The organism is Pseudomonas sp. P9_2 (assembly GCF_034008255.1).
In the GTDB taxonomy this organism is placed as follows: Bacteria; Pseudomonadota; Gammaproteobacteria; order Pseudomonadales; family Pseudomonadaceae; genus Aquipseudomonas; species Aquipseudomonas synxantha_A.
On sequence record NZ_CP125376.1, the window covers coordinates 6,088,261 to 6,114,172 of the forward strand.

The following is a 25,912-nucleotide window of genomic DNA, read 5'->3' on the forward strand; positions in this document are numbered from 1 at the left end:
ACCGGTCATTGTTTGTCTTAGCCACTACATTTCCTACAAACCGTAATAGGCACAGTCAGCAACTGACAGGCGGCACCTGGGGCCGTTACAATTACCGACTTTGTCGCAACGCTTGGAGCTCAACCTTCCGTGCCCGTTCTGCGTCTACCGCTTCTCCCTGCCGCGGCAGGTAAACAGCACTGGGGCAACCTGCCCGGTGCCGCCCTGAGCCTGGCCATTGCCGAGGCTGCCAGCGCAGCCAAGCGCTTTACCCTGCTGCTCACCGCCGACAGCCAAAGTGCCGAACGGTTGGAGCAGGAGCTGAGCTTCTTCGCCCCGGATTTGCCGGTGCTGCATTTTCCCGACTGGGAAACCCTGCCCTACGACCTGTTCTCGCCGCACCAGGACATCATCTCCCAGCGCATCGCCAGCCTGTACCGCCTGCCGGAACTGGCCCACGGCGTGCTGGTGGTGCCGATCACCACGGCGCTGCACCGCCTGGCGCCGACCAAGTTCCTGCTCGGCAGTAGCCTGGTACTGGATATCGGCCAGAAGCTCGACGTAGAACAGATGCGCACGCGCCTGGAAGCCAGCGGCTACCGCTGCGTCGACACGGTGTACGAGCACGGTGAGTTCGCAGTGCGCGGCGCCCTGATCGACCTGTTCCCGATGGGCAGCAAGTTGCCGTATCGCATCGACCTGTTCGATGACGAAATCGAGACCTTGCGCACCTTCGATCCGGAAACCCAGCGCTCCATCGACAAGGTCGACTCGATCAAGCTGCTGCCGGCGCGGGAGTTCCCGCTGCAAAAAGACGCGGTCACCCGCTTCAAGGCGCGCTTTCGTGAGCGCTTTGACGTGGATTTCCGTCGCTGCCCAATCTTCCAGGACTTAAGCAGCGGGATTACCCCAGCGGGTATCGAGTACTACCTGCCATTGTTCTTCGACGACACCTCCACCCTCTTCGACTACCTGCCCCAGGACACCCAGGTGTTCTCGTTGCCAGGTATCGAACAGGCGGCGGAAAACTTCTGGAACGATGTGCGCAACCGCTATGAAGAGCGCCGCGTCGATCCGTCCCGGCCTTTATTGCCGCCCGCCGAATTGTTCCTGCCGGTAGAAGACTGCTTCGCCCGCTTGAAAAACTGGCCGCGCGTGGTCGCCAGCCAACAAGATGTAGACGCCGGCAGTGGTCGGGAACGCTTCCCCGCGGGAACCCTGCCCGACCTGGCGATCCAGGCCAAGGCCACGCAACCGTTGGAAGCGCTGTCCAACTTCCTCGGTGACTTCCCTGGCCGCGTGCTGTTTACCGCCGAGTCCGCCGGGCGCCGCGAAGTGCTGCTGGAGCTGTTGGAACGCTTGAAACTGCGGCCCAAGACCGTCGACAGCTGGCCGGATTTTGTAAATAGCAAAGAGCGCCTGGCGATCACCATCGCCCCCTTGGACGAAGGCTTGCTGTTGGACGACCCGGCCCTCGCACTGATCGCCGAGAGCCCGCTGTTCGGCCAGCGCGTGATGCAGCGCCGTCGCCGGGAAAAACGCGCAGACGCCAACAACGACGCGGTGATCAAGAACCTCACCGAACTGCGCGAAGGCGCCCCGGTGGTGCACATCGACCACGGCGTCGGCCGCTACCTGGGCCTGCAGACCCTGGAGATCGACAACCAGGCCGCCGAATTCCTCACCATGGAATACGCCGAGGGCGCCAAGCTCTATGTGCCGGTGGCCAGCCTGCACCTGATCGCCCGTTACACCGGTAGCGACGACGCTTTGGCGCCGTTGCATCGCCTGGGCTCCGAGACCTGGCAGAAAGCCAAGCGCAAGGCCGCCGAGCAGGTGCGCGACGTGGCCGCCGAATTGCTCGACATCTATGCCCGCCGCGCCGCCCGCGAAGGCTACGCGTTCGCCGACCCGAAAGCCGACTACGCCACCTTCAGCGCCGGCTTCGCCTTCGAAGAAACCCCGGACCAGCAGACCACCATCGAAGCGGTGCGCGCCGACATGCTCGCGCCCAAGCCGATGGACCGCCTGGTGTGTGGCGACGTGGGCTTCGGCAAAACCGAAGTGGCCATGCGCGCGGCCTTTATTGCGGTACATGGCGGCAAGCAGGTGGCGATCCTGGTGCCCACTACCCTGCTCGCCCAGCAGCACTACAACAGCTTCCGCGACCGCTTTGCCGACTGGCCGGTGACCGTGGAAGTGATGAGCCGCTTCAAGTCCGCCAAGGAAGTGAATGCCGCCGTTGCCGACCTGGCCGAGGGCAAGATCGATATCGTCATCGGCACCCACAAGCTGCTGTCGGACGATGTGAAGATCAAGAACCTGGGCCTGGTGATCATCGACGAAGAGCACCGCTTTGGCGTGCGCCAGAAAGAACAGCTCAAGGCCCTGCGCAGCGAAGTCGACATCCTTACCCTCACTGCTACGCCGATTCCGCGCACGCTGAACATGGCCGTATCGGGTATGCGCGACCTGTCGATCATCGCTACACCGCCCGCACGCCGCCTGTCGGTGCGCACCTTTGTGATGGAACAGAACAAGAGCACGGTCAAGGAAGCACTGCTGCGCGAACTGCTGCGTGGCGGCCAGGTTTACTACCTGCACAACGATGTGAAGACCATCGAGAAATGTGCCGCCGACCTCGCCGAGCTGGTGCCCGAAGCACGCATCGCCATCGGCCACGGGCAGATGCGCGAGCGCGAACTCGAGCAGGTGATGAGCGACTTCTACCACAAGCGCTTCAACGTGCTGATCGCCTCGACCATCATCGAGACCGGCATCGACGTGCCGAGCGCCAACACCATCATCATCGAGCGTGCCGACAAGTTCGGCCTGGCGCAGCTGCACCAGCTGCGCGGGCGCGTCGGGCGCAGTCACCACCAGGCGTATGCCTACCTGCTCACACCGCCGCGCCAACAGATTACCTCCGATGCGGAAAAGCGCCTGGAAGCGATCGCCAACACCCAGGACCTGGGTGCCGGCTTTGTATTGGCCACCAACGACCTGGAAATCCGTGGCGCCGGCGAACTGCTCGGTGATGGCCAGAGCGGCCAGATCCAGGCAGTCGGCTTCACCCTGTATATGGAGATGCTCGAACGCGCAGTGAAAGCCATCCGCAAGGGCGAGCAACCGAACCTCGACCAACCCCTGGGCGGCGGCCCGGAGATCAACCTGCGCCTGCCGGCGTTGATTCCCGAAGACTACCTGCCGGATGTGCATGCACGGCTGATCCTGTACAAGCGCATTGCCTCGGCGACTGACGAAGAAGGCCTCAAGGACCTGCAAGTGGAGATGATCGACCGCTTCGGCCTGCTGCCCGAACCGACCAAGAACCTGGTGCGCCTGACCCTGCTCAAGTTGCAGGCCGAGCAGTTGGGGATCAAGAAGGTCGACGCCGGGCCGCAAGGTGGGCGTATCGAATTCGAAGCGCAGACGCCGGTAGACCCCTTGGTGCTGATCAAGCTGATCCAGGGCCAGCCCAACCGCTACAAGTTCGAAGGGGCTACGCTGTTCAAGTTCATGGTGCCGATGGAACGTGCCGAAGAACGCTTCAATACCCTGGAGGCGCTGTTTGAGCGCCTCCTTCCGAAATCCCCTTGAAGGACGCCGCCATGCGCCTGTTCCGCATTCTGAGCCTGTTGTTGGTGGTACTCGCGCCTTCGGCATTTGCCGACAGCCCGTACCAGGTGGAAATGATCCTAGTGCGCCAGAATGCCGAGCCGGTGATCAACAGCCGCGCCGCACCGGAGAACTGGGACGGCGGCGCCCGGCGCCTGGGCGAGCGGCTGAGCCCGCCGCGCCTGGGCAACATCGTCGAAAAATTGCGCGCCGACTCCAACTACACCGTGCTCGCGCACAAGGCCTGGGAACAGAACCTGGGCGAGCAGCCGGTAAAGATCGCGATCACCGACGGCCAGGAGCAATTCGGCCAGTTTCCTATCGAGGGTGTGTTGAGCCTGCAATTGGGTCGTTTCACCGACATCGATGCCGATTTCTGGATCAACCAGTTCGACGGCAACGGCAGCGTGATCGCCAGTGAACACCTGGCGCAGAAAGACGTACGCACCAAAAACAACCAGCTTAATTACCTGGACGGCGGCCACCTGGCGTTGTTGATCAAGATCACCTCGCTGACCGCCAAGCCGCCCAGCGCACCACCGCCCGACATGCAGGACTGATCCAGCGCCATGCCCCTCACTTCGCCTCTGACCAAACCCCTGGCCCCTTCGTGGGCCAATCGCTTCAAAGAGCAGAGCCTGGAGCGCGGGCGGCGTTACGCACTGGAAAACCGCGTGCGTATCGTCGAGTGCGGTGACAGCACCATTACCGCCAGTTGCGAAGGCTCCGGCGGTAACGTCTATCGGCAAACCATCTCGTTGCGTGAGTCGGCCAAGGGCCTGCTGATCCTGGTGGATAGCCGCTGTACCTGCCCGGTGCACACCAACTGCAAACACATCGCGGCGGTGCTGCTCAAGGTTCAGGAAACCCTGGCCTACCCGGCGGCAACCCAGGATGCGCAACTGCTGGAAAAACTCCAGGCCGTGCTGGATAACCGCGTGGTCCTGCCGCAGGTGGTCATGGAGGACGTGCGGCCCGTGCCTCGCCTGTGGCTGGCCAGCGTCGAGTTCAGCGCGTTCGAACCGCGCAACGGCAAGATGCAGCGCTATATCCAGCACCGTGCGGCGCTGTCGTTCAACTACCTGGGCAATTATGTCAGCGGGCAAAAGAATGCCGACATTATCGTGCGCCAGGAAACCCAGAGCCTGCGCATCAAACGCCATCCCGAGCTGGAACAACCCTATCGCGAGCAACTGCGCCTGCTCGGCTTCAAGATCGCCACGCGACAGAGCAAGGCCTTGCCTGAAAGCGCTGGCGAGCTGTTCGAGATGGTCAATGACAGCGCCTGGCTGAACTTCACGCTCAACTCATCGCCAACGCTGCGGGCCGAGGGCTGGGAGCTGCAAATTGATGAAGACTTCGGTTTCGACCTGAGCCCGGTGGACGACTGGTACGCCAGCGTCGATGAAGCGCCCGAGCGTGACTGGTTCGACCTGGAACTGGGCATCATCGTCAATGGCGAGCGGTTGAGCCTGCTGCCGATCCTGTTGAACCTGATGCGCTCCCACACCGAGATCCTCAACCCGGAAAAACTCGCACGGCGCCGCGATGATGAACTGATCCTGGTGAATATTCCCGGGCTGCCCAACGGCCACGGCCCGCTGCAAGTGGCGCTGCCCTACGGGCGCTTGAAACCGGTACTGGCGACTCTCGGCGAGTTCTACCTGCAGGAAACCGGCACCACGACGTTGCGCCTGGCCAAGGCCGACGCGATCAGGCTCAACCCGCTGGAAGACCTGCCGTTGCAATGGGAGGGTGGCGAGAAGATTCGTAACTTCGCCCAACGCCTGCGGGACATCAAGGACTTCACCTGCGTCGCCCCCGAGGGCCTGAACGCAACCTTGCGCCCCTATCAACTGGAAGGCTTGAGCTGGATGCAGTCACTGCGCCAGCTGGAAGTGGGCGGGATTCTCGCGGACGACATGGGCCTGGGCAAAACCCTGCAAACCCTCGCGCATATTCTCTCCGAGAAAATCGCCGGGCGCCTTGATCGGCCCTGCATGGTCGTGATGCCCACCAGCCTGATCCCGAACTGGCTCGACGAAGCTGCGCACTTCACCCCGCAACTGCGGGTGCAGGCGCTGTACGGCGCAGGGCGCAAGAAACACTTCGCCAATCTGCACGACTACGACCTGCTGCTGACCACTTATGCCCTGCTGCCCAAGGACATCGACACGCTCGCCGCCCTGCCCTTGCATGTATTGATCCTGGATGAAGCGCAGTACATCAAGAACCCGTCCAGCAAGGCCGCCCAGGCCGCACGCGAGCTGAACGCCCGCCAGCGCCTGTGCCTGAGCGGCACGCCATTGGAAAACCACCTGGGTGAACTGTGGTCGCTGTTCCATTTCCTGTTGCCGGGCTGGCTGGGCGACGTGAAGAGCTTCAACCGTGATTACCGCGTGCCGATTGAAAAACGCGCCAGTGACGTGCGCTTGCAGCACCTCAACGGTCGAATCAAACCGTTCCTGCTGCGCCGCACCAAGGAACAGGTGGCGACCGAATTGCCACCCAAGACAGAAATCATCCACTGGGTCGACCTAAACGAGGCCCAGCGCGATGTGTACGAAACCATGCGCCTGGCCATGGATAAAAAGGTCCGCGACGAAATCACCCGCAAGGGCGTGGCACGCAGCCAGATCATCATCCTTGAAGCGCTGCTCAAACTGCGACAAGTGTGCTGCGACCTGCGCCTGGTCAACGACGCCACTCTGCCAGCGCGTGGCAGCAGCTCAGGCAAGCTCGACAGCCTGATGGAAATGCTCGACGAGCTGTTTGCCGAAGGCCGCAGGATTCTGCTGTTTTCGCAGTTCACCTCGATGCTGAGCCTGATCGAGACCGAACTTAAAAAGCGCGGGATTGCCTACGCGTTGCTGACTGGGCAGACCCGCGACCGGCGTACACCGGTGAAGGATTTCCAGAGCGGCAAGTTGCAGATCTTTCTGATCAGCTTGAAGGCCGGTGGCGTGGGTTTGAACCTGACCGAAGCCGACACGGTGATTCACTACGACCCGTGGTGGAACCCGGCCACGGAAAACCAGGCCACCGACCGCGCGTATCGCATCGGGCAGGAAAAACCGGTGTTCGTGTACAAGATGATTGCCCGAGGCACGGTGGAGGAGAAAATCCAGCACTTGCAGAAGGAGAAGTCCGACCTTGCGGCGGGTGTTCTGGATGGCCGGACCACTGGCGATTGGCAGTTGGGTAATGAGGATATCGAGGCGCTCTTCGCACCACTGCCTAATAAGCAAGAGAAGCGCTGACTGTTAGATCGCTATCGCAGGCAAGCCAGCTCCCACACTTGAATGTATTCACACATCAAAATGTGGGAGCTGGCTTGCCTGCGATGGCCGCGCTTCGGTTTTCAGTCGATCAACTGCGCATCACGCAACGCAGTAAGCGCTGTCAGCCAACGCGGGTACTGCTTATAGTCCGTCGACGCAACCGCCTGCCCACGCATACGCGCAATCCGCGCCGACGGCGCGACCTTCATCCGCTGCGCGGCGGTGAGTGCCAGCTCGGCAGCCGCGCGGTCATTGCACACCAGCCCCATATCACAACCCGCCGTCAGCGCCGCCTCGATCCGACTCGCCGCATCACCCACCACGTGGGCGCCCGCCATGGACAGGTCATCACTGAAAATCACCCCATCAAACTGCAACTCGCCGCGCAGGATGTCCTGCAACCAGCGGCGCGAGAAGCCGGCGGGCTGGCTGTCCACCTGCGGGTAGATCACGTGCGCGGGCATCACTGCGGCCAATTGCTTGCTCAAGCGTGCGAAAGGCACCAGGTCATTGGCGCGAATCTGTTCCAGGCTGCGTTCGTCATTGGGGATCGCGACGTGGGAATCGGCCTCGGCCCAACCGTGCCCGGGGAAGTGCTTGCCGGTGGCGGCCATGCCGGCGCTGTTCATGCCGCGGATAAAGGCACCGGCCAGTACGGCGGCGCGCTCGGGGTCGCCTTCAAAGGAGCGAGTGCCGACCACAGCGCTGCGTTGGTAATCCAGGTCCAGCACCGGGGCGAAACTCAGGTCGAGACCCACGGCCAGTACTTCGGTGGCCATGATCCAGCCGCACTGTTCTGCCAGGTATTCAGCGTTGGGGTTATCGGCCAGCGCGCGCATGGCCGGCAGGCGCACAAAGCCTTGGCGCAGACGCTGCACGCGGCCACCTTCCTGATCGACCGCCAGCAGCAGGTCCGGGCGCACCGCACGGATCGCCGCACTCAGCTCGCGAACCTGGCGTGGATGCTCGATATTGCGCGCAAAAATAATCAGGCCGCCCACTTCCGGTTGGCGCAACAGGTGACGATCCTCGGCCGTCAGCCAGGTACCGGCAACGTCGACCATCAAAGAACCTTGCAGGGCAGCAGTCATAAACCTTCCTTAAATAACGCACACAACCCGTCGTGCTGACCAGGCACGGTCAGCACGACGGGTTGCGGACAAATAGCTGAAATCGGCATGGCGGCTAGCTTAGCGGATGCAAGCGGCCACGCACACCCAGGGGCGGTCAAACCTTGGCGGCGACCGGTGCAGTTTTGCTGCGTGGGCGCAGTTGGGCGGCGGCCATGGTCGAGTCGGTGACGCCAGTCTCGGCGCGCATACCCGCAGCGAGGAACGGCACCATCAGGCGCATCACCTGTTCGATCGAGGTGTTCACGCCGAAATCGGTCTCGGCTATCGCTCGCAACGCCTTGATCCCGGACATGCTGAACGCCGCAGCGCCGAGCATGAAATGCACGCGCCAGAACAGTTCGATAGGCGGAATACGTGGGGCCGCCTCGTTGACCAGCAACATATAGCGGCGGAATACTTTGCCGTACATGTCTTCCAGGTAACGGCGCAGGTGGCCTTGGCTCTGGCTGAACGCCAGGCCCAGCAGGCGCATGAAGATCGACAGGTCATTACCACTGCGAGGTTGCACGACCAACGCCTGCTCTACAAGAATTTCCAGCAGTTCTTCCAGGCTTGGCTTGTGATCAGCCTTGGCCTGGCGGCGCTCCAACTCACGGTCGAGGCTGGCACAGAATGGCCCCAGGAAGCGGGAAAACACCGCTTGGATCAGGGCTTTTTTCGAGCCGAAATGATAGTTCACGGCAGCGAGGTTGACCCCAGCCTTGCTGGTGATCAGCCGCAATGAGGTTTCAGCAAATCCTTTTTCCGCGAACAATTGCTCGGCAGCATCGAGAATGCGTTCAACGGTTTCCGACTGGGCCATGGCTACTCCGCCTGACAAACACTTGTTTGAAACATACGTTTCAGAGTGTGTCTTGTCAAGCCTGCGGGTTCGCTTTCCGGCCGGGCAGTCACCCCTTTCATCGCTATTTAATCACATCCCTTCCGCCGTGTAGGCAACACCCCATCTACGTTGTAGGAAGGGTGACGCATGACCGTCCAGCGGAGTCGCGCAAAAGGATGATTGCCAAGCGCAGTTCACTGTATATAATCCCAGTCACTGTATAAAAAGACAGAGCGATCAACATGCTAAAACTGACGCCACGCCAAGCCGAGATTCTGGCCTTCATCAAGCGCTGCCTTGATGACAACGGTTACCCGCCTACCCGTGCGGAGATTGCCCTGGAACTGGGGTTCAAGTCCCCGAATGCCGCGGAAGAGCACCTCAAGGCGCTCGCTCGCAAAGGCGCGATCGAGATGACTCCAGGGGCATCACGCGGTATCCGCATCCCTGGCTTTGAAGCCAAGGCCGACGAATCGACACTGCCGATCATCGGCCGCGTCGCTGCCGGTGCGCCGATCCTGGCGCAGCAGCACGTCGAGGAATCCTGCAATATCAACCCGACCTTCTTCCATCCTCGCGCCGACTATCTGTTGCGTGTGCACGGCATGAGCATGAAGGACGTAGGCATCTTCGATGGCGACCTGCTCGCCGTGCATACCACCCGTGAAGCCCGCAATGGCCAGATCGTCGTCGCCCGTATCGGTGATGAGGTCACGGTCAAACGCTTCAAGCGTGAAGGCAGCAAGGTCTGGCTGCTGGCCGAGAACCCTGAGTTCGCCCCGATTGAAGTCAACCTGAAAGATCAGGACCTGGTGATCGAAGGCTTGAGTGTCGGCGTCATTCGCCGCTAAAGGAGGCATCATGCAGCTCGTGCACACCCCACAACACACACAACTGTCGCTGTTCGAGGCCTTTATGGCCCAACCCCTTGCGCCCATCCTCAAGGAAACGGTCGAAGCCCCCTGGGGCGGTGAACCTGAGGCGTTCAGTGAATTGTCGTTGCGCGGTGCAGCCGAAAGCTGCCTGAACCTGCTGGCGCCAATTCTGCGCGAATTGAGCGAAGACCAGGACGCACGCTGGCTGACGCTGATCGCCCCGCCCGCCAGCCTGACCCAGGCCTGGCTGCGGGACGCCGGCCTCAACCGCGAGCGCATCCTGCTGTTGCAGCCACGGGGAGCGCAGAGCGCCCAGCAGTTGACCTGTGAGGCCTTGCGTCTAGGCCGCAGTCATACGGTGGTGAGCTGGTTGAATCCGTTGAATGCGAGCGCCAAGCAGCAACTCATCAGTGCCGCACGTACGGGCGATGCTCAGAGTTTGAATATTCGCTTGGGATAAAACTACAGCTTGGCGTGCAGTGATCGGGCTTGGAAGCCCTTTCAGCACAAGACTTCAGTGAAGTACCCGCGGGCCGTCGTCCTTCTCCGGTTCGCCTTCAGCCAGGCGACCTGCCATCTGCACGCCCACGCTCAACATGGCTTTAGCCACTTCCACGTGCTGGCCCTGCAGGAACACTTTGGCATCTTCGGAAAAATCCAGAATAACCAGAGAACCTTCGTCCTCAGCCCGGCGCAGTTCGATTCGGCCATCAGGCAGTTCAACAATTTCCAGAAAGGACGTTGGCATAAAAGTCTGTTCTCCACGAAAGGCCGAGATTATATCAGTCATCCACCCAGCCTCGCAGAGGAACCGGGCAGGTTTCTTTACGGCTTGATGAATGGTGCCCGGCGAGCGCCTACCTTCAGCACTCGTTCAACCCCTCACGAAAACGCAACGCCATCTTTTTCAGCTCCTGGCGCCAGCCTTCCAACTCTTCGCGCCCCAAGGGCTTGAGCTCATCCTGTTCCAACGCCACGGCAACGATCAGCGGCTGGGTGACATCGCCCTTGGGCACATGGGGAATACGTGGTGGATGGAACATATCCGCATGGGCCTTGAGCAGCCGTGCCACCCAACTGTCAGGGCTCTGGGCCATTTCCACCAGCTCGGCCAACTCAGGGATCGCCATCGAATCGAGCACTTCACGATTCATGATCATTTCTGCCCGGGGGGCACCTGCCTGGGGCAAGCGGTAGAACCCTGCAATTTCATGACACAGCCCCAGCAACGCGCCATAGAGATGGAACAAGGCCGCTTCGCGCCCCGCCTGCACCAGCGCGATGGCATTCATCTCCTTCCCTTCCTCTGCACGGCCAAGGGCGTCCAGGGATAAACCCGCGAAGTAAATTTTCTGATTGGTACGGGTATAGAGTTCGTTGGCCATGACGGCAATCTCCACAACGAATAGGCGTGATGCTGGCTGAACAGTGTCACGGATCAGCCGAATGTACTGCAAGTGCAAATGTGGGGGGGGGGGCTTGCTCCCGATGGCGGTGGGTCAGTTACAGATGTATCAACTGACACTCCCTCATCGGGGCATAGGTATCTACACAACTCTGACGTAGCAACCATCAGTAACCACGATGCGAAGCGAGCCGCTCTTGATCTTGATCTGCTTTTGATCTTGATCTTAGGCGCCCCGTTAAACCACGCTGGCCGGAATTCGACAGGGATTTGGGGGGTAAACCGGCAGGGATGCCGGTTTAGCCGCCCCGCGCCATGGATGGCGCGTGGCGGCGGCCCCCCAAATCACTGGCGGATTACGGGCACACCGAGCCACAGCGAGGTGCAGAGTGGTGGGGCGAAGGCCTTTTGCTTACTTTTGGGCGTCTCCAAAAGTGAGTCGCTGTAAGAGCGAAACCATAAGCGGCCGTTACCGCAGCAACGGATATGTACTCGGTCTGATCCAACATCCTGGTCGGCTGTCAGGCCGCCTTCGCAGGCAAGCCAGCTCCCACATTTGGATCGCGTCGCATCATTTAGATAGTCGGTGGCTGTCAGGCCGCCACGGGAGCAAGCTCCCTCGCCACAGGTTCAGGGCCATGCCAAAGTTGTGTAGATACCCATGCTCATCGGGGGCAAGCCCCCTCCCACATTTGGATCTTCAGCGCATCCGATGGATCAAGCGCCCTGGCGCTTGTCCTCGACCTTCCACTTGCCGCCGTCGTAGAACGCTTTCCAGCCGGTAGGCTTGCCGTCCACTTCGGTCTGCACGTACTGCTCCTTGGTCTTGCGGCTGTAGCGGATTACGGCTGGGCGACCATCCGGGTCCTTCTTCGGCGCTTCACACAGGAAGTGGTACTTCGGATCGATCTCGTCCTTGTGCGGTACGATTTCCATCACGAGCGGCGCACGGGTCTCGCGGTTTTTCGGGAACTGGCTGGCAGCCAGGAACAGCCCCGAAGCACCGTCACGCAGGATGTAGGTGTCGTTGACCTTTTCGCACTTGAGCTCCGGCATCTTCACCGGATCCATCTTCGGCGGCGCCGCATCACCGCTTTTGAGCAGTTTGCGCGTGTTCTTGCAGGTCGGATTGGTGCAGCCGAAGAACTTGCCGAAACGGCCGGTCTTGAGCTGCATCTCGCTGCCGCACTTATCGCATTCCAGGCTCGGACCTTCATAGCCTTTGATGCGGTAGGTGCCCTCTTCGATCTCGTAGCCATTGCAATCGGGGTTGTTACCGCAGATGTGCAACTTGTGCTTCTCGTCCAGCAGGTAGGCGTCCATCGCCGTGCTGCAGATCGGGCAGCGGTGCTTGCCACGCAGCACCAGCGACTCGGATTCACCCTCGTCATCAGCCGCGATTTCATCACCCGGCACCAGGTTGACGGTCGCCTTGCAGCGCTCTTTGGGCGGCAGGCTGTAGCCCGAGCAACCGAGGAATACGCCCGTGGAGGCGGTACGAATCTGCATTGGTCGACCGCAGGTGGTGCACGGAATATCCGTCATTACCGGCTGGTTGGCGCGCATACCGCTCTCAGGGTTCTCGGCCACTTCGAGTTTTTTCTTGAAGTCGCCGTAGAACTCATCCAGCACGTTTTTCCAGTCGCGCTCGCCCTGGGCCACGTCATCGAGGTTCTCTTCCATACCGGCGGTGAAGCCGTAGTCCATCAGGTTGGAGAAGCTCTCGGACAGACGCTCGGTAACGATATCGCCCATCTTTTCCGAATAGAAACGACGGTTGTGCAGCGCGACGTAGCCACGGTCCTGGATGGTAGAGATGATCGCTGCATAGGTCGACGGGCGACCGATACCGCGTTTCTCCATCTCTTTCACCAGGCTGGCTTCCGAATAGCGCGCCGGCGGCTTGGTGAAATGCTGGGACGGGTCGAGCTTGATCAGCTTCAACGTATCGCCCTGGGCCATGTCCGGCAGCACGTCGTCATCGCCTGGCTTGGCGATTTGCGGCATGACGCGGGTGTAGCCGTCGAACTTGAGGATACGGCCCTTGGCGCGCAGCTCGAAGTCGCCAGCGCCCACACTGACAGTGGTAGACAGGTATTGCGCCGGCAGCATCTGGCAGGCCAGGAACTGGCGCCAGATCAGCTCGTAGAGGCGCTCAGCGTCACGCTCCATGCCGCTCAGCTTGGCGGGCGTGGTGTTGGCGTCGGAAGGACGAATCGCTTCGTGAGCCTCTTGTGCGCCTTCCTTGCTGCTGTAGACGTTCGGCTTCTCCGGCAGATAGGTCTTGCCGAATTCGCTTTCAATATACGTGCGCGCCATCGCCACCGCGTCTTGCGACAGGTTGGTGGAGTCGGTACGCATGTAGGTGATGTAACCGGCTTCATACAGACGCTGGGCCATCATCATGGTCTTCTTCACCCCGAAGCCCAGGCGGTTGCTCGCGGCCTGTTGCAGGGTAGAAGTGATAAACGGCGCCGACGGCTTGCTGCTGGTCGGTTTGTCTTCACGCTTGACGATGCTGTAGCTGGAAGCCTTGAGCTTTTCCAGCGCGGCCATGGCCTGGGCTTCGTTCAGCGGCTTGAAGGCCTCGCCTTTCTCGCGGGCCACTTCGAAGCGCACGTTGGCGCCCTTGGCAGTGCCCAGGTCCGCGTGGACTTCCCAATATTCTTCGGGGTTGAACGCACGAATCTCACGCTCACGCTCCACCACCAGCTTCACCGCAACCGATTGCACACGGCCGGCGGACAAACCACGGGCAATTTTCGCCCACAGCAGTGGCGAGACCATGTAGCCCACGACGCGGTCGAGGAAGCGACGGGCCTGCTGGGCGTTGACGCGGTCAATGTCCAGCTCGCCCGGCTTGGAGAAGGCTTCCTGGATGGCTTTCTTGGTGATTTCGTTGAACACCACACGCTTGTAGCGGCTGTCATCACCGCCGATGGCTTCGCGCAGGTGCCAGGCAATGGCTTCCCCTTCGCGGTCCAAGTCCGTCGCGAGATAGATGGTGTCAGCATCCTTGGCGAGCCGGCGCAGCTCTTCGATGACCTTTTCCTTGCCCGGAAGAATTTCGTACTTGGCCTTCCAGCCATGGTCCGGGTCCACACCCATGCGCGAGACCAGCTGCTTGCGCGCTTTCTCTTTAGGGCTGAGCACCGGACCTTCGCCTGCGGCCGCCTTGCCGCGCTTGGCGGCAGGCTCCTTGCTGGCGCTAGCCGAACCGCTGGTGGGCAGGTCTCGGATATGGCCGATACTCGACTTCACCACGTACTCGTTGCCCAAGTACTTGTTGATGGTCTTGGCCTTAGCCGGGGATTCCACAATGACCAGCGATTTGCCCATGGATCGGAAAGTTCCTGAATTCGAGAAGTGAAAGGCAGTTGGCGCCTGTCGCGGCAACGCTATATATAGTGGCAACAAGGTGAGGTCAAGCGCAGCATTCTGCGCGACCTGCCGTTATTGCCCTTTAAAAAGACTGGGTTCGGCCTGGACCAAAGCAAAGCGCGGGACCTGCTCGCCGTCAACTTCAACGGTCTCCAGGAACATGCTCAAGGGACGCACCCAAAAGCCGTATTCGCCATACAGTGCTTGGTAAAACACCACTTCTTCTTCGGTTTCCGAGTGCCGTGCCACGCTGAAAACGCGGTACTGCGGCCCCTTGTAATGTTGGTAGAGCCCTGGTTCGACTTTCATGCTCTGGCCCTCGTACAAAATTTGTTGAAAAAAAATATTAAAAAGTTCCAAAAAACAAAAACCGGGGCACTGGGCCCCGGCTTCCGTCAACCGAACGTTTAGACGCGTTCGAAGACGGTGGAGATGCCTTGGCCGAGACCAATGCACATGGTTGCAACCCCAAGGTTGCCGCCATTTTGCTTCATCACGTTAAGCAAAGTGCCGGAGATACGTGCACCGGAGCAACCGAATGGGTGGCCCAGGGCAATCGCACCGCCGTGCAGGTTAACCTTCTCGTTCATCTTGTCGAGTACTTTCAAATCTTTCAGCACTGGCAGGGCCTGTGCGGCGAAAGCTTCGTTGAGCTCGAAGAAGTCGATATCGGAGATGGAAAGGCCTGCGCGCTTCAAGGCTTTTTGTGTGGCCGGTACTGGACCATAGCCCATGATCGCCGGGTCCACACCTGCTACCGCCATCGAACGGATCACGGCCAACGGCTGGATACCCAGGTCCTGGGCACGCTGCGCCGACATCACGATCATGCACGAAGCACCGTCGGTGATCTGCGACGACGTACCGGCTGTCACGGTGCCGCCCTTTGGATTGAACGCAGGCTTCAACGCCGCGAGGCTTTCCAGGGTGGTGTCCGGACGAATGGTTTCGTCGTAGTCGAACAGTTTCAGGAAACCGTTCTCGTCATAGCCGTTCATCGGGATGATCTCATCCTTGAACTTGCCTTCCACGGTCGCCTTGTGGGCGAGTTGGTGGGAACGCAGGCCGAACGCGTCCTGGGCTTCGCGAGTGATGCCGTGCATCTTGCCAAGCATTTCCGCGGTCAGGCCCATCATGCCCGAGGCCTTCGCCGCGTACAGCGACATGTGCGGGTTGGGATCGACGCCGTGCATCATGCTGACGTGGCCCATATGTTCCACGCCGCCGACCACGAATACATCACCGTTGCCGGTCATGATCGCTTGTGCAGCGGTGTGCAGCGCGCTCATCGACGAGCCGCACAGGCGGCTGACGGTCTGGCCGGCTGCGGTGTGCGGGATCTGAGTCATCAACGACGCCATGCGCGCGATGTTCCAGCCCTGCTCCAGGGTCTGGTTGACGCAGCCCCAGATCACGTCTTCGACTTCGTTCGGGTCAACCTTGACGTTACGTTCCAGCAGCTTGCTGATCAGGTGCGCCGACATATCTTCAGCGCGGGTGTTGCGGTGCATGCCGCCCTTGGAGCGGCCCATCGGAGTACGACCGAAGTCGACAATCACGACGTCTCTTGGATTCAAGCTCATAAATATTCTCGCTCTAGTCGATTGGGCGCTTAACCGAAGAAGCTCTGGCCATTCTTGGCCATTTCACGCAGCTTCGCGGTCGGGTGGTACAGCGGGCCCAAATCAGCGTATTTGTCAGCCAGGGCAACGAACTCGGCCACACCGATCGAGTCGATGTAGCGCAGTGCACCACCACGGAATGGAGGGAAACCAATACCGTACACCAGGCCCATATCGGCTTCGGCGGCGGTTTCGACGATGCCGTCTTCCAGGCAACGCACGGTTTCCAGGCACAGGGCGATCATCATCCAGTTGATGATGTCCTCGTCCGACACCTCACGCTGTTCGTAGATGACCGGAGCGAGCACTTCGTGCACCGACGGGTCGGCGACTTTCTTCTGCTTGCCCTTCTTGTCGGCCTCGTAGGCGTAGAAGCCCTTGCCGTTCTTCTGGCCCAGGCGCTTGGCCTCGTACAGCGCGTCGATCGCCGAGCGGCGGTCGTCTTTCATGCGGTCCGGGAAGCCCTCAGCCATCACGTCGCGGCCGTGGTGGCCGGTGTCGATGCCGACCACGTCCATCAGGTACGCCGGGCCCATGGGCCAGCCGAATTTCTCCATGACCTTGTCGATGCGCACGAAGTCCACACCGGCACTGACCAACTTGGCGAAACCGCCGAAGTAGGGGAACAGCACGCGGTTGACCAAAAAGCCCGGGCAGTCGTTGACCACGATCGGGTTCTTGCCCATTTTCTTGGCGTAGGCAACGGTGGTGGCAACAGCCAGCTCGCTGGACTTCTCGCCACGGATCACTTCCACCAGCGGCATCATGTGCACCGGGTTGAAGAAGTGCATGCCGACGAAGTTTTCCGGACGCTTGAGGGCCTTGGCCAGCAGCGAAATGGAAATGGTCGAGGTGTTGGAGGCCAGGATAGTGTCGTCTTTGACCTGAGCTTCCACTTCAGCCAATACCGCCTGCTTGACCTTCGGGTTCTCGACAACCGCTTCGACCACCAGATCGACGTGGCCGAAATCGCCGTAGGACAGCGTAGGACGAATGCCGTTAAGCACTTCGGCCATTTTTGCAGCGGTCATACGACCTTTATCCACGCGGCCCACCAGCAGCTTGGCGGCTTCGGCCAGACCCTGTTCGATACCGTGCTCGTTGATGTCTTTCATCAGGATCGGCGTGCCTTTGGACGCCGACTGATAGGCGATACCGCCGCCCATGATACCGGCGCCGAGTACGGCAGCCTGCTTCACGTCCTTGGCAATTTCGTCGTAGGCCTTGGCCTTTTTCTTCAGTTCCTGATCGTTCAGGAACAGGCCGATCAGGCTCTGGGCCGCCGAGGTTTTCGCCAGTTTGACGAAGCCAGCCGCTTCCACTTCCAGGGCTTTGTCGCGACCGAAGTTCGCGGCCTTCTGGATGGTCTTGATCGCTTCAACCGGGGCCGGGTAGTTCGGGCCGGCCTGGCCTGCCACGAAACCTTTGGCGGTTTCGAAAGACATCATCTGTTCGATAGCGTTGAGCTTGAGTTTTTCCAGCTTCGGCTGACGCTTGGCCTTGTAGTCAAATTCGCCGCTGATGGCGCCCTTGATCAGGTTCAGCGCGGCTTCGGCCAGTTTGTCCGGAGCCACCACTGCGTCGACGGCACCGACTTTCAGTGCGTCCTCGGCCTTGTTTTCCTTACCGGCGGCGATCCATTCGATCGCATTGTCGGCACCGATCAGGCGCGGCAGGCGCACGGTACCGCCGAAGCCCGGGTAGATGCCCAGTTTGACTTCCGGCAGGCCGATCTTGGCGGTCGCGGACATGACGCGGAAATCCGCTGCCAGGCACATTTCCAGGCCGCCACCCAACGCAATGCCATTGATCGCGGCAACGGTCGGCACGTTGAGGTCTTCGAAATCGCTGAAGATCTTGTTGGCTTCGAGGTTGCCAGCCACCAGCTCGGCATCGGGCAGCTTGAAGTTGTCGACGAATTCGGTGATGTCAGCGCCGACGATAAACACGTCCTTGCCGCTGGAGACGATCACGCCCTTGACCGAAGCATCTGCTTTGATGGTGTCTACGGCCTGACGCAGTTCGTTCAGGGTTAGACGGTTGAACTTGTTGACGGACTCACCCTTGAGGTCGAATTTGAGTTCGACGATGCCACTTTCAAGAGCCTTAACCGTGATGGCTTTACCTTCGTAAATCATCAACTGATCTCCACGATATGGAAGCTGAACAGTACACACCGGACGCTGGCCTCTGGTTTGACGTTGACAGTCGCATCAATGCTCAAACCCATCCGCCAGGCACACCCGCCAGTGCGATAGTCGGGGTAATGTATGAGCTGCCTGTAGGACAAACGCTCAATTCATACGCCCGTTTGATTTGGGTACGCCACCTTCATCCAATTCCGGGCAATTGTCAATCGCTCCAAAGGCTCGGTAAAACGCGACTTTCCAGTCATTTCAGAACCCGGACCACAGGCAGGCAACCCGTCAATATTCAAATATTCACAAGATCAATAATAGAAAAGGTGTGGGAAGCGGCTGTACAGAAAGGGATATACGGCTAGGCTAGCGGGAACTTGCAGATTTACCGGCCTGCCTGGCCACCTCCAGCCCGATGATGAAGTCGGGCTTTTTATTGCCCGATCTCTGTAGGAGCGAGCTTGCTCGGTCCTACAAACGCAGGGTCAGGCCAGAGCCTTGAGCAGCGCATCGATGTCTTTGAGCACGCTCGCGTCGCCCTTCTCGCCCCAATACAACGCGATCATTTGCTTGTCCGCTTCAATTTTGTAGACGTTCGCCGGTAGCGTTGCAAAATACGGCAACAACTTTTCATCCACACACCCTTCGCGCCATTGATTGACCCACACACCCGGCTCCAGCTGCCAGTAACTCCAGATGGCCGGCGTGCTCCCACGCCGTGGTCGACAGTACTGTGCACAAGGGCTCGGCGGCTCTTGCTTGAGCCAGTGTGGCCATTCCTGGGGCGCCAACTGCATGGCCAGGCCGATGCGGCGTGCCTCCATGCGCAGGGCCATGCGCCCGCTCTGCCCACGCGACGGGCGCAGCCAGGCCAGGGGGCTTAAAACCACCGCAAGGATTGACACCACTATCCACACCGTCATATGTGTACTCCCGAATTTCTAGATGAGCGGATTTGACCTGACGCAACCCCATCCGCTTGAAAGCAGCCATACTGAACTTATTGCAGCCCCCTGGAGGAACGCCTCATGCCCTACAAACATATTCTGGTCGCTGTCGATCTGACCGAAGAGTGCGATCCGGTGATCAAGCGCGCGCAGGAATCTGCATTGGCCAATGGCGCCATACTGTCGCTGGTGCATATCGTCGAGCCCATGGCCATGGCCTTTGGCGGTGACGTGCCGATGGACCTTTCCCAGTTGCAGCAACAACAATTTGACCAGGCCAAGGAGCGCCTGGACCGTTTGATTCTCAAATACCCGCACCTGAAAAAGGAAGACTGCCACCTGACCTACGGCCAACCGCGCCAGGAAATCCACCACTTGGCCAAGGAAAAGGCCTGTGACCTGATCGTGGTCGGCAGCCACGGCCGTCATGGCCTGGCACTGTTGCTGGGCTCCACCGCTAATGATGTATTGCACGGCGCGCCTTGCGATGTACTGGCCGTCAAACTGGCAAAGAGTTCGTAAGACCGATGAAGGTCTAATGTGGGAGCTGGCTTGCCTGCGATAGCAGTCTGTCAGTTGATGCATCAGATGGCTGTTACACCGCTATCGCAGGCAAGCCAGCTCCCACAGTTGAATCGCATTTCATATTAAAAAGCCCGGCGCTCATAGAAGAGTGCCGGGCTTTTTTATTGCGGTGCGATTACTCAGGCATCCAGCTCGGCCCAACGCTCAACCAACGCTTCCAGATCCTGGTTCAACGTCTCCAGGGAAGCAATGACCGCAGCGGTTTCTGCCGCCGGGCGCAGGTAGAAACCGGCGTCAGCCATTTGCGCTTCTACCGCGGCAATCTGCTGTTCCTTGGCGTCGATCTCACCCGGCAAGGCTTCCAGCTCACGCTGCAACTTGTAGCTGAGTTTCTTCTTGGCCGCTGGTGCAGCTTCCTGGGCCGGTGCAGCCTCTTGCACAGGAGTCACAACCGCCGAGGTCAGGTCGGCCTTGCCGGACTTGCTCTCGGTCACGCCCAGCAGACGTGGCGAACCACCCTGACGCAACCAGTCCTGGTAACCACCGACGTATTCGCGCACCTTGCCTTCACCTTCAAAGACCAGGGTGCTGGTGACCACGTTGTCGAGGAATTCCCGGTCGTGGCTGACCATCAGCACAGTGCCGTTGAACGTCAGCAGCACTTCTTCGAGCAACTCGAGGGTTTCCACATCGAGGTCGTTGGTCGGTTCGTCGAGCACCAGCAGGTTGGCCGGCTTGCTGAACAGCTTGGCCAGCAGCAAACGCGCGCGCTCACCACCCGACAGGGCCTTGACCGGGGTACGTGCACGTTGCGGGCTGAACAGGAAGTCGCCCAGGTAGCTGAGTACGTGGCGGCTCTGGCCGTCGATGTCGATAAAGTCGCGACCTTCGGCGACGTTGTCGATCACGGTCTTTTCCAGGTCCAACTGGTGGCGCAACTGGTCAAAGTAGGCCACATCGATGCGCGTGCCCTCTTCAACCTTGCCGCTGGTCGGCTGCAGACCGCTGAGCATCAGCTTGAGCAAGGTGGTCTTGCCAGTGCCGTTGGCGCCCAGCAGGCCGATACGGTCGCCGCGCTGCAGGACCATGGAGAAGTCCTTGATCAGGAACGGGCCGTCCGGGTGATGGAAGCTGACATTCTCCAGCACCATTACCTGCTTGCCCGACTTGTCGGCGGTGTCCAGCTGGATATTGGCCTTGCCGGTACGCTCGCGGCGCTCACTGCGCTCCACGCGCAAGGCTTTCAAGGCACGTACGCGGCCTTCGTTACGGGTGCGACGGGCCTTGATGCCCTGGCGGATCCAGACTTCTTCCTGGGCCAGCTTTTTGTCAAACAGCGCGTTGGCGGTTTCTTCGGCAGCCAGGGCGGCTTCCTTGTGCACCAGGAAGCTGGCGTAGTCGCCGTTCCAGTCGATCAGGCCGCCACGGTCCAGCTCGAGGATGCGCGTGGCCAGGCTTTGCAGGAATGCACGGTCGTGCGTGATAAACAGCACGGCGCCCTGGAAGTCCTTGATGGCTTCTTCAAGCCAGGCAATGGCGCCGATGTCCAGGTGGTTGGTCGGTTCGTCGAGCAGCAGCAGGTCCGGCTCGGACACCAGGGCCTGGGCCAGCAGCACACGGCGACGCCAGCCACCGGACAATTCGGCGAGGGTCTTGTCGGCCGGCAGTTGCAGGCGGCTCAGGGTGCTGTCCACCAGTTGCTGCAAGCGCCAGCCGTCGCGAGCTTCGAGGTCTTGCTGGACGTGCATCAGCTTGTCCAGGTCTTCCTCGGTGACGCAGTTCTGCGCCAAGTGATGGTATTGCGCGAGCAACTCGCCAACGCCGTCCAGGCCTTCGGCAACCACGTCGAACACTGTCCGTCCGTCGGCCACCGGCAATTCTTGCGGCAATTCGCCGATCTTGAGGCCCGGGGCACGCCAGACAGAGCCGTCATCAGGCTTCTGGTCGCCTTTTACCAGCTTCATCATGCTGGACTTGCCGGTGCCGTTGCGGCCGATGATGCACACCCGCTCACCACGGGCGATCTGCCAGGACACCTTGTCCAACAACGGCATGGCGCCGAAAGCAAGGGACACATCGCTGAATTTGAGCAGGGTCATACGCTTCTCCAAAAACTGGGCGCGCATTCTACCTGACTTGAGGGTGGGATGCGGTCGGCATTTTCTCTATTGACACGTTCTGTAGGACATTTCCGGCGAACTTGAACGAACCAGACGGCAAAGCTTTCGCGGGCCGCTGGCAAAAGGCTAAGCTAGGGGCAATCAGTGTCGGCAGTGCCGGTGCTAGTCGTGATTTCTCTGCACGGACGTCTCATGCGCAGTCGCCTTTTCAACTTTTTATCTTGTCTGCTTCTTTCCGCCACTGCCGTTCAAACCGCCCAGGCGGTGGACCTCACCACCCAACGTCAGTATTACGATCAAGCCAAACGCGCCCTGGCCAAGGGCGACAGCGGCCCGTACATGCAATACAGCCAGGCCCTGGCCGACTACCCGCTCACGCCGTACCTGGCGTATGACGAGCTGACTGCACGCCTGAAAACCGCGAGCAACGAGGAAATCGAACAGTTCCTCGCCAAACACGGCGACCTGCCCCAGGCCAACTGGATGAAACTGCGTTGGCTGCGCTGGCTGGCCGAGCGTGGCGATTGGCAGACCTTTGAAAAGTACTACGACACCAAGCTCAATTTCGTCGAGCTGGACTGCCTGCATGGCCAGTACCAGCTCAGCCACAATCTGAAGGCTGAAGGCTACAAGACCGCCGAAAAGTTGTGGATGACCGGCAAATCCCAGCCCGCCGCCTGTGACGCCACCTTCGGCCAATGGGCCGCTGCCGGCCAACTGACCGAACAGAAGATTTGGGACCGCACCAAGCTCGCCGCCGAAGCCCGCAATTACGCGCTGGCCAACAGCCTGGTGAAGACCCTGCCAACCCTCGGCGTCCAAGGCCGCCTGATGGTGGATGTGGCGCAAAAGCCTGACATGCTCAGTGATCCGTCACGCTTCCTGCCGGCCACCGAGGCGATGTCTGACGCCGTCGGCCTGGGCCTGCGCCGCCTGGCCCGCCAGGATCCGGACAAGGCTATGGCCCTGCTCGACGGCTACGCCAGCAGCATGCACTTCTCTCGTGACGAAAAGGTGTCGATTGCCCGCGAGATTGGCCTGACCCTGGCCAAGCGCTTCGATCCACGTGCGCTGGACGTGATGACCAAGTACGACCCGGAACTGCGCGACAACACCGTGTCCGAATGGCGCCTGCGCCTGCTGTTGCGCCTGGCGCGCTGGGAAGATGCCTACCAGTTGACCCGCAAACTCCCACAAGACCTAGCCACCACTAACCGCTGGCGCTACTGGCAGGCGCGCAGCCTGGAGCTGGCCGAACCGAAAAACCCGCAGGCCCTGGTGCTGTACAAAAACGTGGCCAAGGAACGGGACTTCTACGGCTTCCTCGCCGCTGACCGTTCCAAATCCCCTTATCAGTTGAACAACAAACCGCTGGTGATGAGCCAGGCGTTGGTCAACAAGGTGCGCAATACTCCTGGGGTGCGCCGTGCCCTGGAGTTCTACGCCCGTGGCCAGATCGTGGACGGTCGCCGCGAGTGGTACCACGTCAGCCGGCACTTCAACCGTGACGAAATGGTCGCCCAGGCCAAGTTGGCCTACGACATGAAGTGGTACTTCCCGGCGATCCGTACCATCAGCCAGGCTCAGTACTGGGACGACCTGGACATCCGTTTCCCGATGGCGCACCGCGATACCCTGGTGCGCGAAGCCAAGGTGCGCGGCCTGCATTCAAGCTGGATATTTGCCATCACGCGTCAGGAAAGCGCGTTTATGGACGACGCCCGCTCCGGCGTGGGCGCCAGCGGCTTGATGCAGCTGATGCCCGGCACCGCCAAGGAAACCGCACGCAAATTCAGCATCCCCCTGGCCTCCCCGGCCCAGGTGCTGGACCCGGATAAAAATATCCAGCTCGGCGCCGCCTACCTGAGCCAGGTGCACAGCCAGTTCAACGGCAACCGCGTGCTCGCTTCCGCCGCCTACAACGCCGGTCCCGGCCGCGTACGCCAATGGCTGCGCGGTGCAGACCACCTGAGCTTCGATGTGTGGGTTGAAAGCATCCCGTTCGACGAAACCCGCCAGTATGTGCAGAACGTGCTGTCTTATTCGGTGATCTACGGGCAGAAGCTCAATTCACCGCAGCCGCTGGTGGATTGGCATGAGCGGTACTTCGACGACCAGTAAGGCACTGAACCTGCTTCCAATGTGGGAGGGGGCTTGGTCCCGATAGCGGTGGGTCAGCAACATAACTGCTGATTGACACGCTGCTATCGGGAGCAAGCCCCCTCTCACATTGGTATTTCTGCAATGCTTGTGGCGCTAGTGATCTGCGCTGAACTGCAGCGCCGCCAACCGCGCATACAGTGGATTGCTCGCAATCAACTCCTGGTGCGTGCCCACCGCCACCAGTTTGCCCTGATCCATCACCGCTATTCGATCGGCATTCTTGACGGTCGCCAGACGGTGAGCGATCACCAGCGTGGTTCTTCCTTGCATCAATTGCGGCAGCGCTTGCTGGATCAGGTGCTCACTCTGCGCGTCGAGGGCGCTGGTGGCTTCGTCCAGCAGCAGGATCGGCGCGTCGACCAACAAGGCGCGGGCGATGGCCAGGCGTTGGCGCTGGCCGCCAGAGAGGCCCATGCCACCGTCGCCGAGGTGGGTCTGGTAGCCCTCGGGCATTTGCAGGATGAAGTCGTGGGCATGGGCGATGCGCGCAGCGGCTTCGACCTGGGCCATGGTGGCGGACGGGTTGCCGTAACGAATGTTATCCTCGACGCTGCCGAAAAACAGCGCCGGGCTCTGGGACACCAGTGCAAAGTGGCGACGCAGGTCCAGGGGGTCCAGCTCGGTCAGCGGGCGGCCTTCGAGCAGGATGCGCCCTTGCTGGGGATCGTAGAAGCGCAGCAGCAGGTCGAAGATTGTCGACTTGCCCGCGCCGGAGGGGCCTACCAGCGCCAGGGTTTCGCCGGGATTGATGGTCAGGTTCAAGCCATCGATGGCGTAACTGTCCGGCCGTGAGGGGTAGCAAAAGCGCAGATCTTGCAGCTCCATGCGGCCACTGACCCGCTGCGGCAAGCGTTCGCTGCCATCGGCCGGCGCCTGGATGTCATTGCTCGACTGCAACAGCTCACCGATACGCTCGGCCGCACCGGCAGCACGCTGCAACTCGCCGAGCACTTCGCTCAGAGTGCCAACCGCACTGCCGACTATCAGGCTATAGAACACAAACGCCGCCAGCTCACCGCCGGAAATGCGCCCGCTGATCACGTCCATGCCGCCTACCCATAGCATCACGCCCACGGCGCCGAGCACCAGCATGATCACCAGGGTTATCAGCCAGGAGCGTTGCAGGATGCGTTTACGTGCGGTGGTGAACGCGTCCTCCACGGTAACAGCGAAACGCTGTTCGTCCTGCACCTGGTGGTTGTAGGCCTGCACCGTTTTGATCTGGCCCAAGGTCTCGGCGACATAGCTGCCGACGTCGGCAATACGATCCTGGCTCAAACGCGACAGGCTGCGCACCCGGCGCCCGAAGATCAGGATCGGCGCCAGTACCAGCGGCAGCGCCACCACCACGATGCTGGTGAGCTTGGGGTTGGTGATGAACAGCAACACGATACCGCCGATGACCATCAGGGCGTTGCGCAGGAACAGCGACAGCGATGAGCCGATCACCGATTGCAGCAACGTGGTGTCGGTGGTCAGCCGCGACTGGATCTCCGAGCTGCGGTTGTTCTCGTAGAAGCCTGGGTGCAGGTAGATCAGGTGGTTGAACACTTGCCGGCGAATATCGGCCACCACGCGCTCGCCAATCCATGACACCAGATAAAACCGCGTGAACGTACCCACAGCCAGGCCCAGCACCAGCACCATGAACAAGCCGATGGACTGGTTGAGCAAGTGCGGTGACTGGGTCATGAAACCCTGGTCGACCAGAAGGCGAATGCCCTGCCCCATGGACAAGGTGATGCCGGCGGTGACGATCAGCGCCAGCAAGGCGCCCAGGGCCTGCCAGCGGTAGGGCGCAATAAAGCGGCTGGCCAGGCGGATCGCACGGCGTTGACGGGTTGAGAACATGGAAGGCACCACCAATGAGGAATCTGTACTTCAACATTGGGGGAACTTGCG

General features: G+C 60.5%; 18 protein-coding genes. 7 read left to right on the forward strand and 11 right to left on the reverse strand.

What is annotated here, in order from left to right; translation table 11 throughout:
- Positions 1-129: 129 nt before the first annotated feature.
- The 3 genes from mfd to QMK52_RS26735 are packed head-to-tail and all read left to right on the forward strand — an operon-like array spanning position 130 to position 6,857.
- Entirely contained in the window at positions 130-3,579 is a 3,450-nt protein-coding gene (gene mfd, locus QMK52_RS26725; protein ID WP_320403685.1) for a transcription-repair coupling factor, read from the forward strand.
- 11 nt (positions 3,580-3,590) lie between these two features.
- On the forward strand, positions 3,591-4,157 hold the full coding sequence (locus QMK52_RS26730) for a CsiV family protein (protein ID WP_320403686.1): 567 nt from the start codon (positions 3,591-3,593) through the stop codon (positions 4,155-4,157).
- A 9-nt stretch (positions 4,158-4,166) separates the two neighbouring features.
- Complete coding sequence (locus QMK52_RS26735) at positions 4,167-6,857, forward strand: DEAD/DEAH box helicase (RefSeq protein WP_320403687.1); 2,691 nt, start codon at positions 4,167-4,169, stop codon at positions 6,855-6,857.
- Positions 6,858-6,958: 101 nt separating this feature from the next.
- On the opposite strand, the gene nagZ is transcribed toward QMK52_RS26735, so the two are convergent.
- On the reverse strand, positions 6,959-7,969 hold the full coding sequence (gene nagZ, locus QMK52_RS26740; protein WP_005786173.1) for a beta-N-acetylhexosaminidase: 1,011 nt from the start codon (positions 7,967-7,969) through the stop codon (positions 6,959-6,961).
- Positions 7,970-8,105: 136 nt separating this feature from the next.
- Positions 8,106-8,813 carry a TetR/AcrR family transcriptional regulator gene (locus QMK52_RS26745; protein ID WP_005786171.1) on the reverse strand — a complete coding sequence of 236 codons (708 nt, stop codon included), beginning with the start codon at positions 8,811-8,813 and terminating at the stop codon, positions 8,106-8,108.
- A gap of 263 nt (positions 8,814-9,076) precedes the next feature.
- On the opposite strand from QMK52_RS26745, the gene lexA reads away from it, so the two are divergent.
- The gene (lexA, locus tag QMK52_RS26750; RefSeq protein WP_003172575.1) at positions 9,077-9,685 is read left to right on the forward strand and encodes a transcriptional repressor LexA; all 609 of its coding nucleotides are present in this window, start codon (positions 9,077-9,079) and stop codon (positions 9,683-9,685) included.
- Between the two features lie 10 nt (positions 9,686-9,695).
- Positions 9,696-10,169: an SOS-induced cell division inhibitor SulA gene (sulA, locus tag QMK52_RS26755; protein ID WP_005786162.1), complete on the forward strand. Its 474-nt coding sequence runs from the start codon at positions 9,696-9,698 to the stop codon at positions 10,167-10,169.
- Between the two features lie 54 nt (positions 10,170-10,223).
- On the opposite strand, the gene QMK52_RS26760 is transcribed toward sulA, so the two are convergent.
- From QMK52_RS26760 to QMK52_RS26790, 7 genes are all read right to left on the reverse strand, one after another.
- Positions 10,224-10,457 carry a hypothetical protein gene (locus QMK52_RS26760; protein ID WP_005786160.1) on the reverse strand — a complete coding sequence of 78 codons (234 nt, stop codon included), beginning with the start codon at positions 10,455-10,457 and terminating at the stop codon, positions 10,224-10,226.
- Positions 10,458-10,572: 115 nt separating this feature from the next.
- Positions 10,573-11,094, reverse strand: coding sequence for a DUF6586 family protein (locus QMK52_RS26765; RefSeq protein ID WP_005786158.1), 522 nt, complete (start codon positions 11,092-11,094; stop codon positions 10,573-10,575).
- Between the two features lie 737 nt (positions 11,095-11,831).
- The gene (gene topA, locus QMK52_RS26770; RefSeq protein ID WP_005786156.1) at positions 11,832-14,453 is read right to left on the reverse strand and encodes a type I DNA topoisomerase; all 2,622 of its coding nucleotides are present in this window, start codon (positions 14,451-14,453) and stop codon (positions 11,832-11,834) included.
- Positions 14,454-14,567: 114 nt separating this feature from the next.
- Positions 14,568-14,804, reverse strand: coding sequence for a DUF1653 domain-containing protein (locus QMK52_RS26775; RefSeq protein WP_032803813.1), 237 nt, complete (start codon positions 14,802-14,804; stop codon positions 14,568-14,570).
- Positions 14,805-14,902: 98 nt separating this feature from the next.
- Entirely contained in the window at positions 14,903-16,078 is a 1,176-nt protein-coding gene (fadA, locus tag QMK52_RS26780) for an acetyl-CoA C-acyltransferase FadA (RefSeq protein ID WP_005786153.1), read from the reverse strand.
- A gap of 29 nt (positions 16,079-16,107) precedes the next feature.
- Positions 16,108-18,255: a fatty acid oxidation complex subunit alpha FadB gene (gene fadB / locus QMK52_RS26785; protein WP_005786151.1), complete on the reverse strand. Its 2,148-nt coding sequence runs from the start codon at positions 18,253-18,255 to the stop codon at positions 16,108-16,110.
- A gap of 485 nt (positions 18,256-18,740) precedes the next feature.
- Positions 18,741-19,178 carry a hypothetical protein gene (locus QMK52_RS26790; protein ID WP_005786149.1) on the reverse strand — a complete coding sequence of 146 codons (438 nt, stop codon included), beginning with the start codon at positions 19,176-19,178 and terminating at the stop codon, positions 18,741-18,743.
- Between the two features lie 105 nt (positions 19,179-19,283).
- Between QMK52_RS26790 and QMK52_RS26795 the strand changes: the two genes are divergently transcribed.
- A complete protein-coding gene (locus QMK52_RS26795) occupies positions 19,284-19,724 on the forward strand; it encodes a universal stress protein (RefSeq protein ID WP_005786147.1) in 441 nt (146 codons plus the stop codon).
- 182 nt (positions 19,725-19,906) lie between these two features.
- Here QMK52_RS26795 and QMK52_RS26800 read toward each other — a convergent pair whose 3' ends face one another.
- On the reverse strand, positions 19,907-21,826 hold the full coding sequence (locus QMK52_RS26800; RefSeq protein ID WP_194440305.1) for an ATP-binding cassette domain-containing protein: 1,920 nt from the start codon (positions 21,824-21,826) through the stop codon (positions 19,907-19,909).
- Between the two features lie 213 nt (positions 21,827-22,039).
- On the opposite strand from QMK52_RS26800, the gene QMK52_RS26805 reads away from it, so the two are divergent.
- A complete protein-coding gene (locus QMK52_RS26805) occupies positions 22,040-23,968 on the forward strand; it encodes a transglycosylase SLT domain-containing protein (protein WP_005786144.1) in 1,929 nt (642 codons plus the stop codon).
- 135 nt (positions 23,969-24,103) lie between these two features.
- Here the strand turns inward: QMK52_RS26805 and QMK52_RS26810 are convergent, their stop codons facing one another.
- Positions 24,104-25,861, reverse strand: coding sequence for an ABC transporter transmembrane domain-containing protein (locus tag QMK52_RS26810; protein ID WP_413817828.1), 1,758 nt, complete (start codon positions 25,859-25,861; stop codon positions 24,104-24,106).
- Positions 25,862-25,912: the final 51 nt, after the last annotated feature.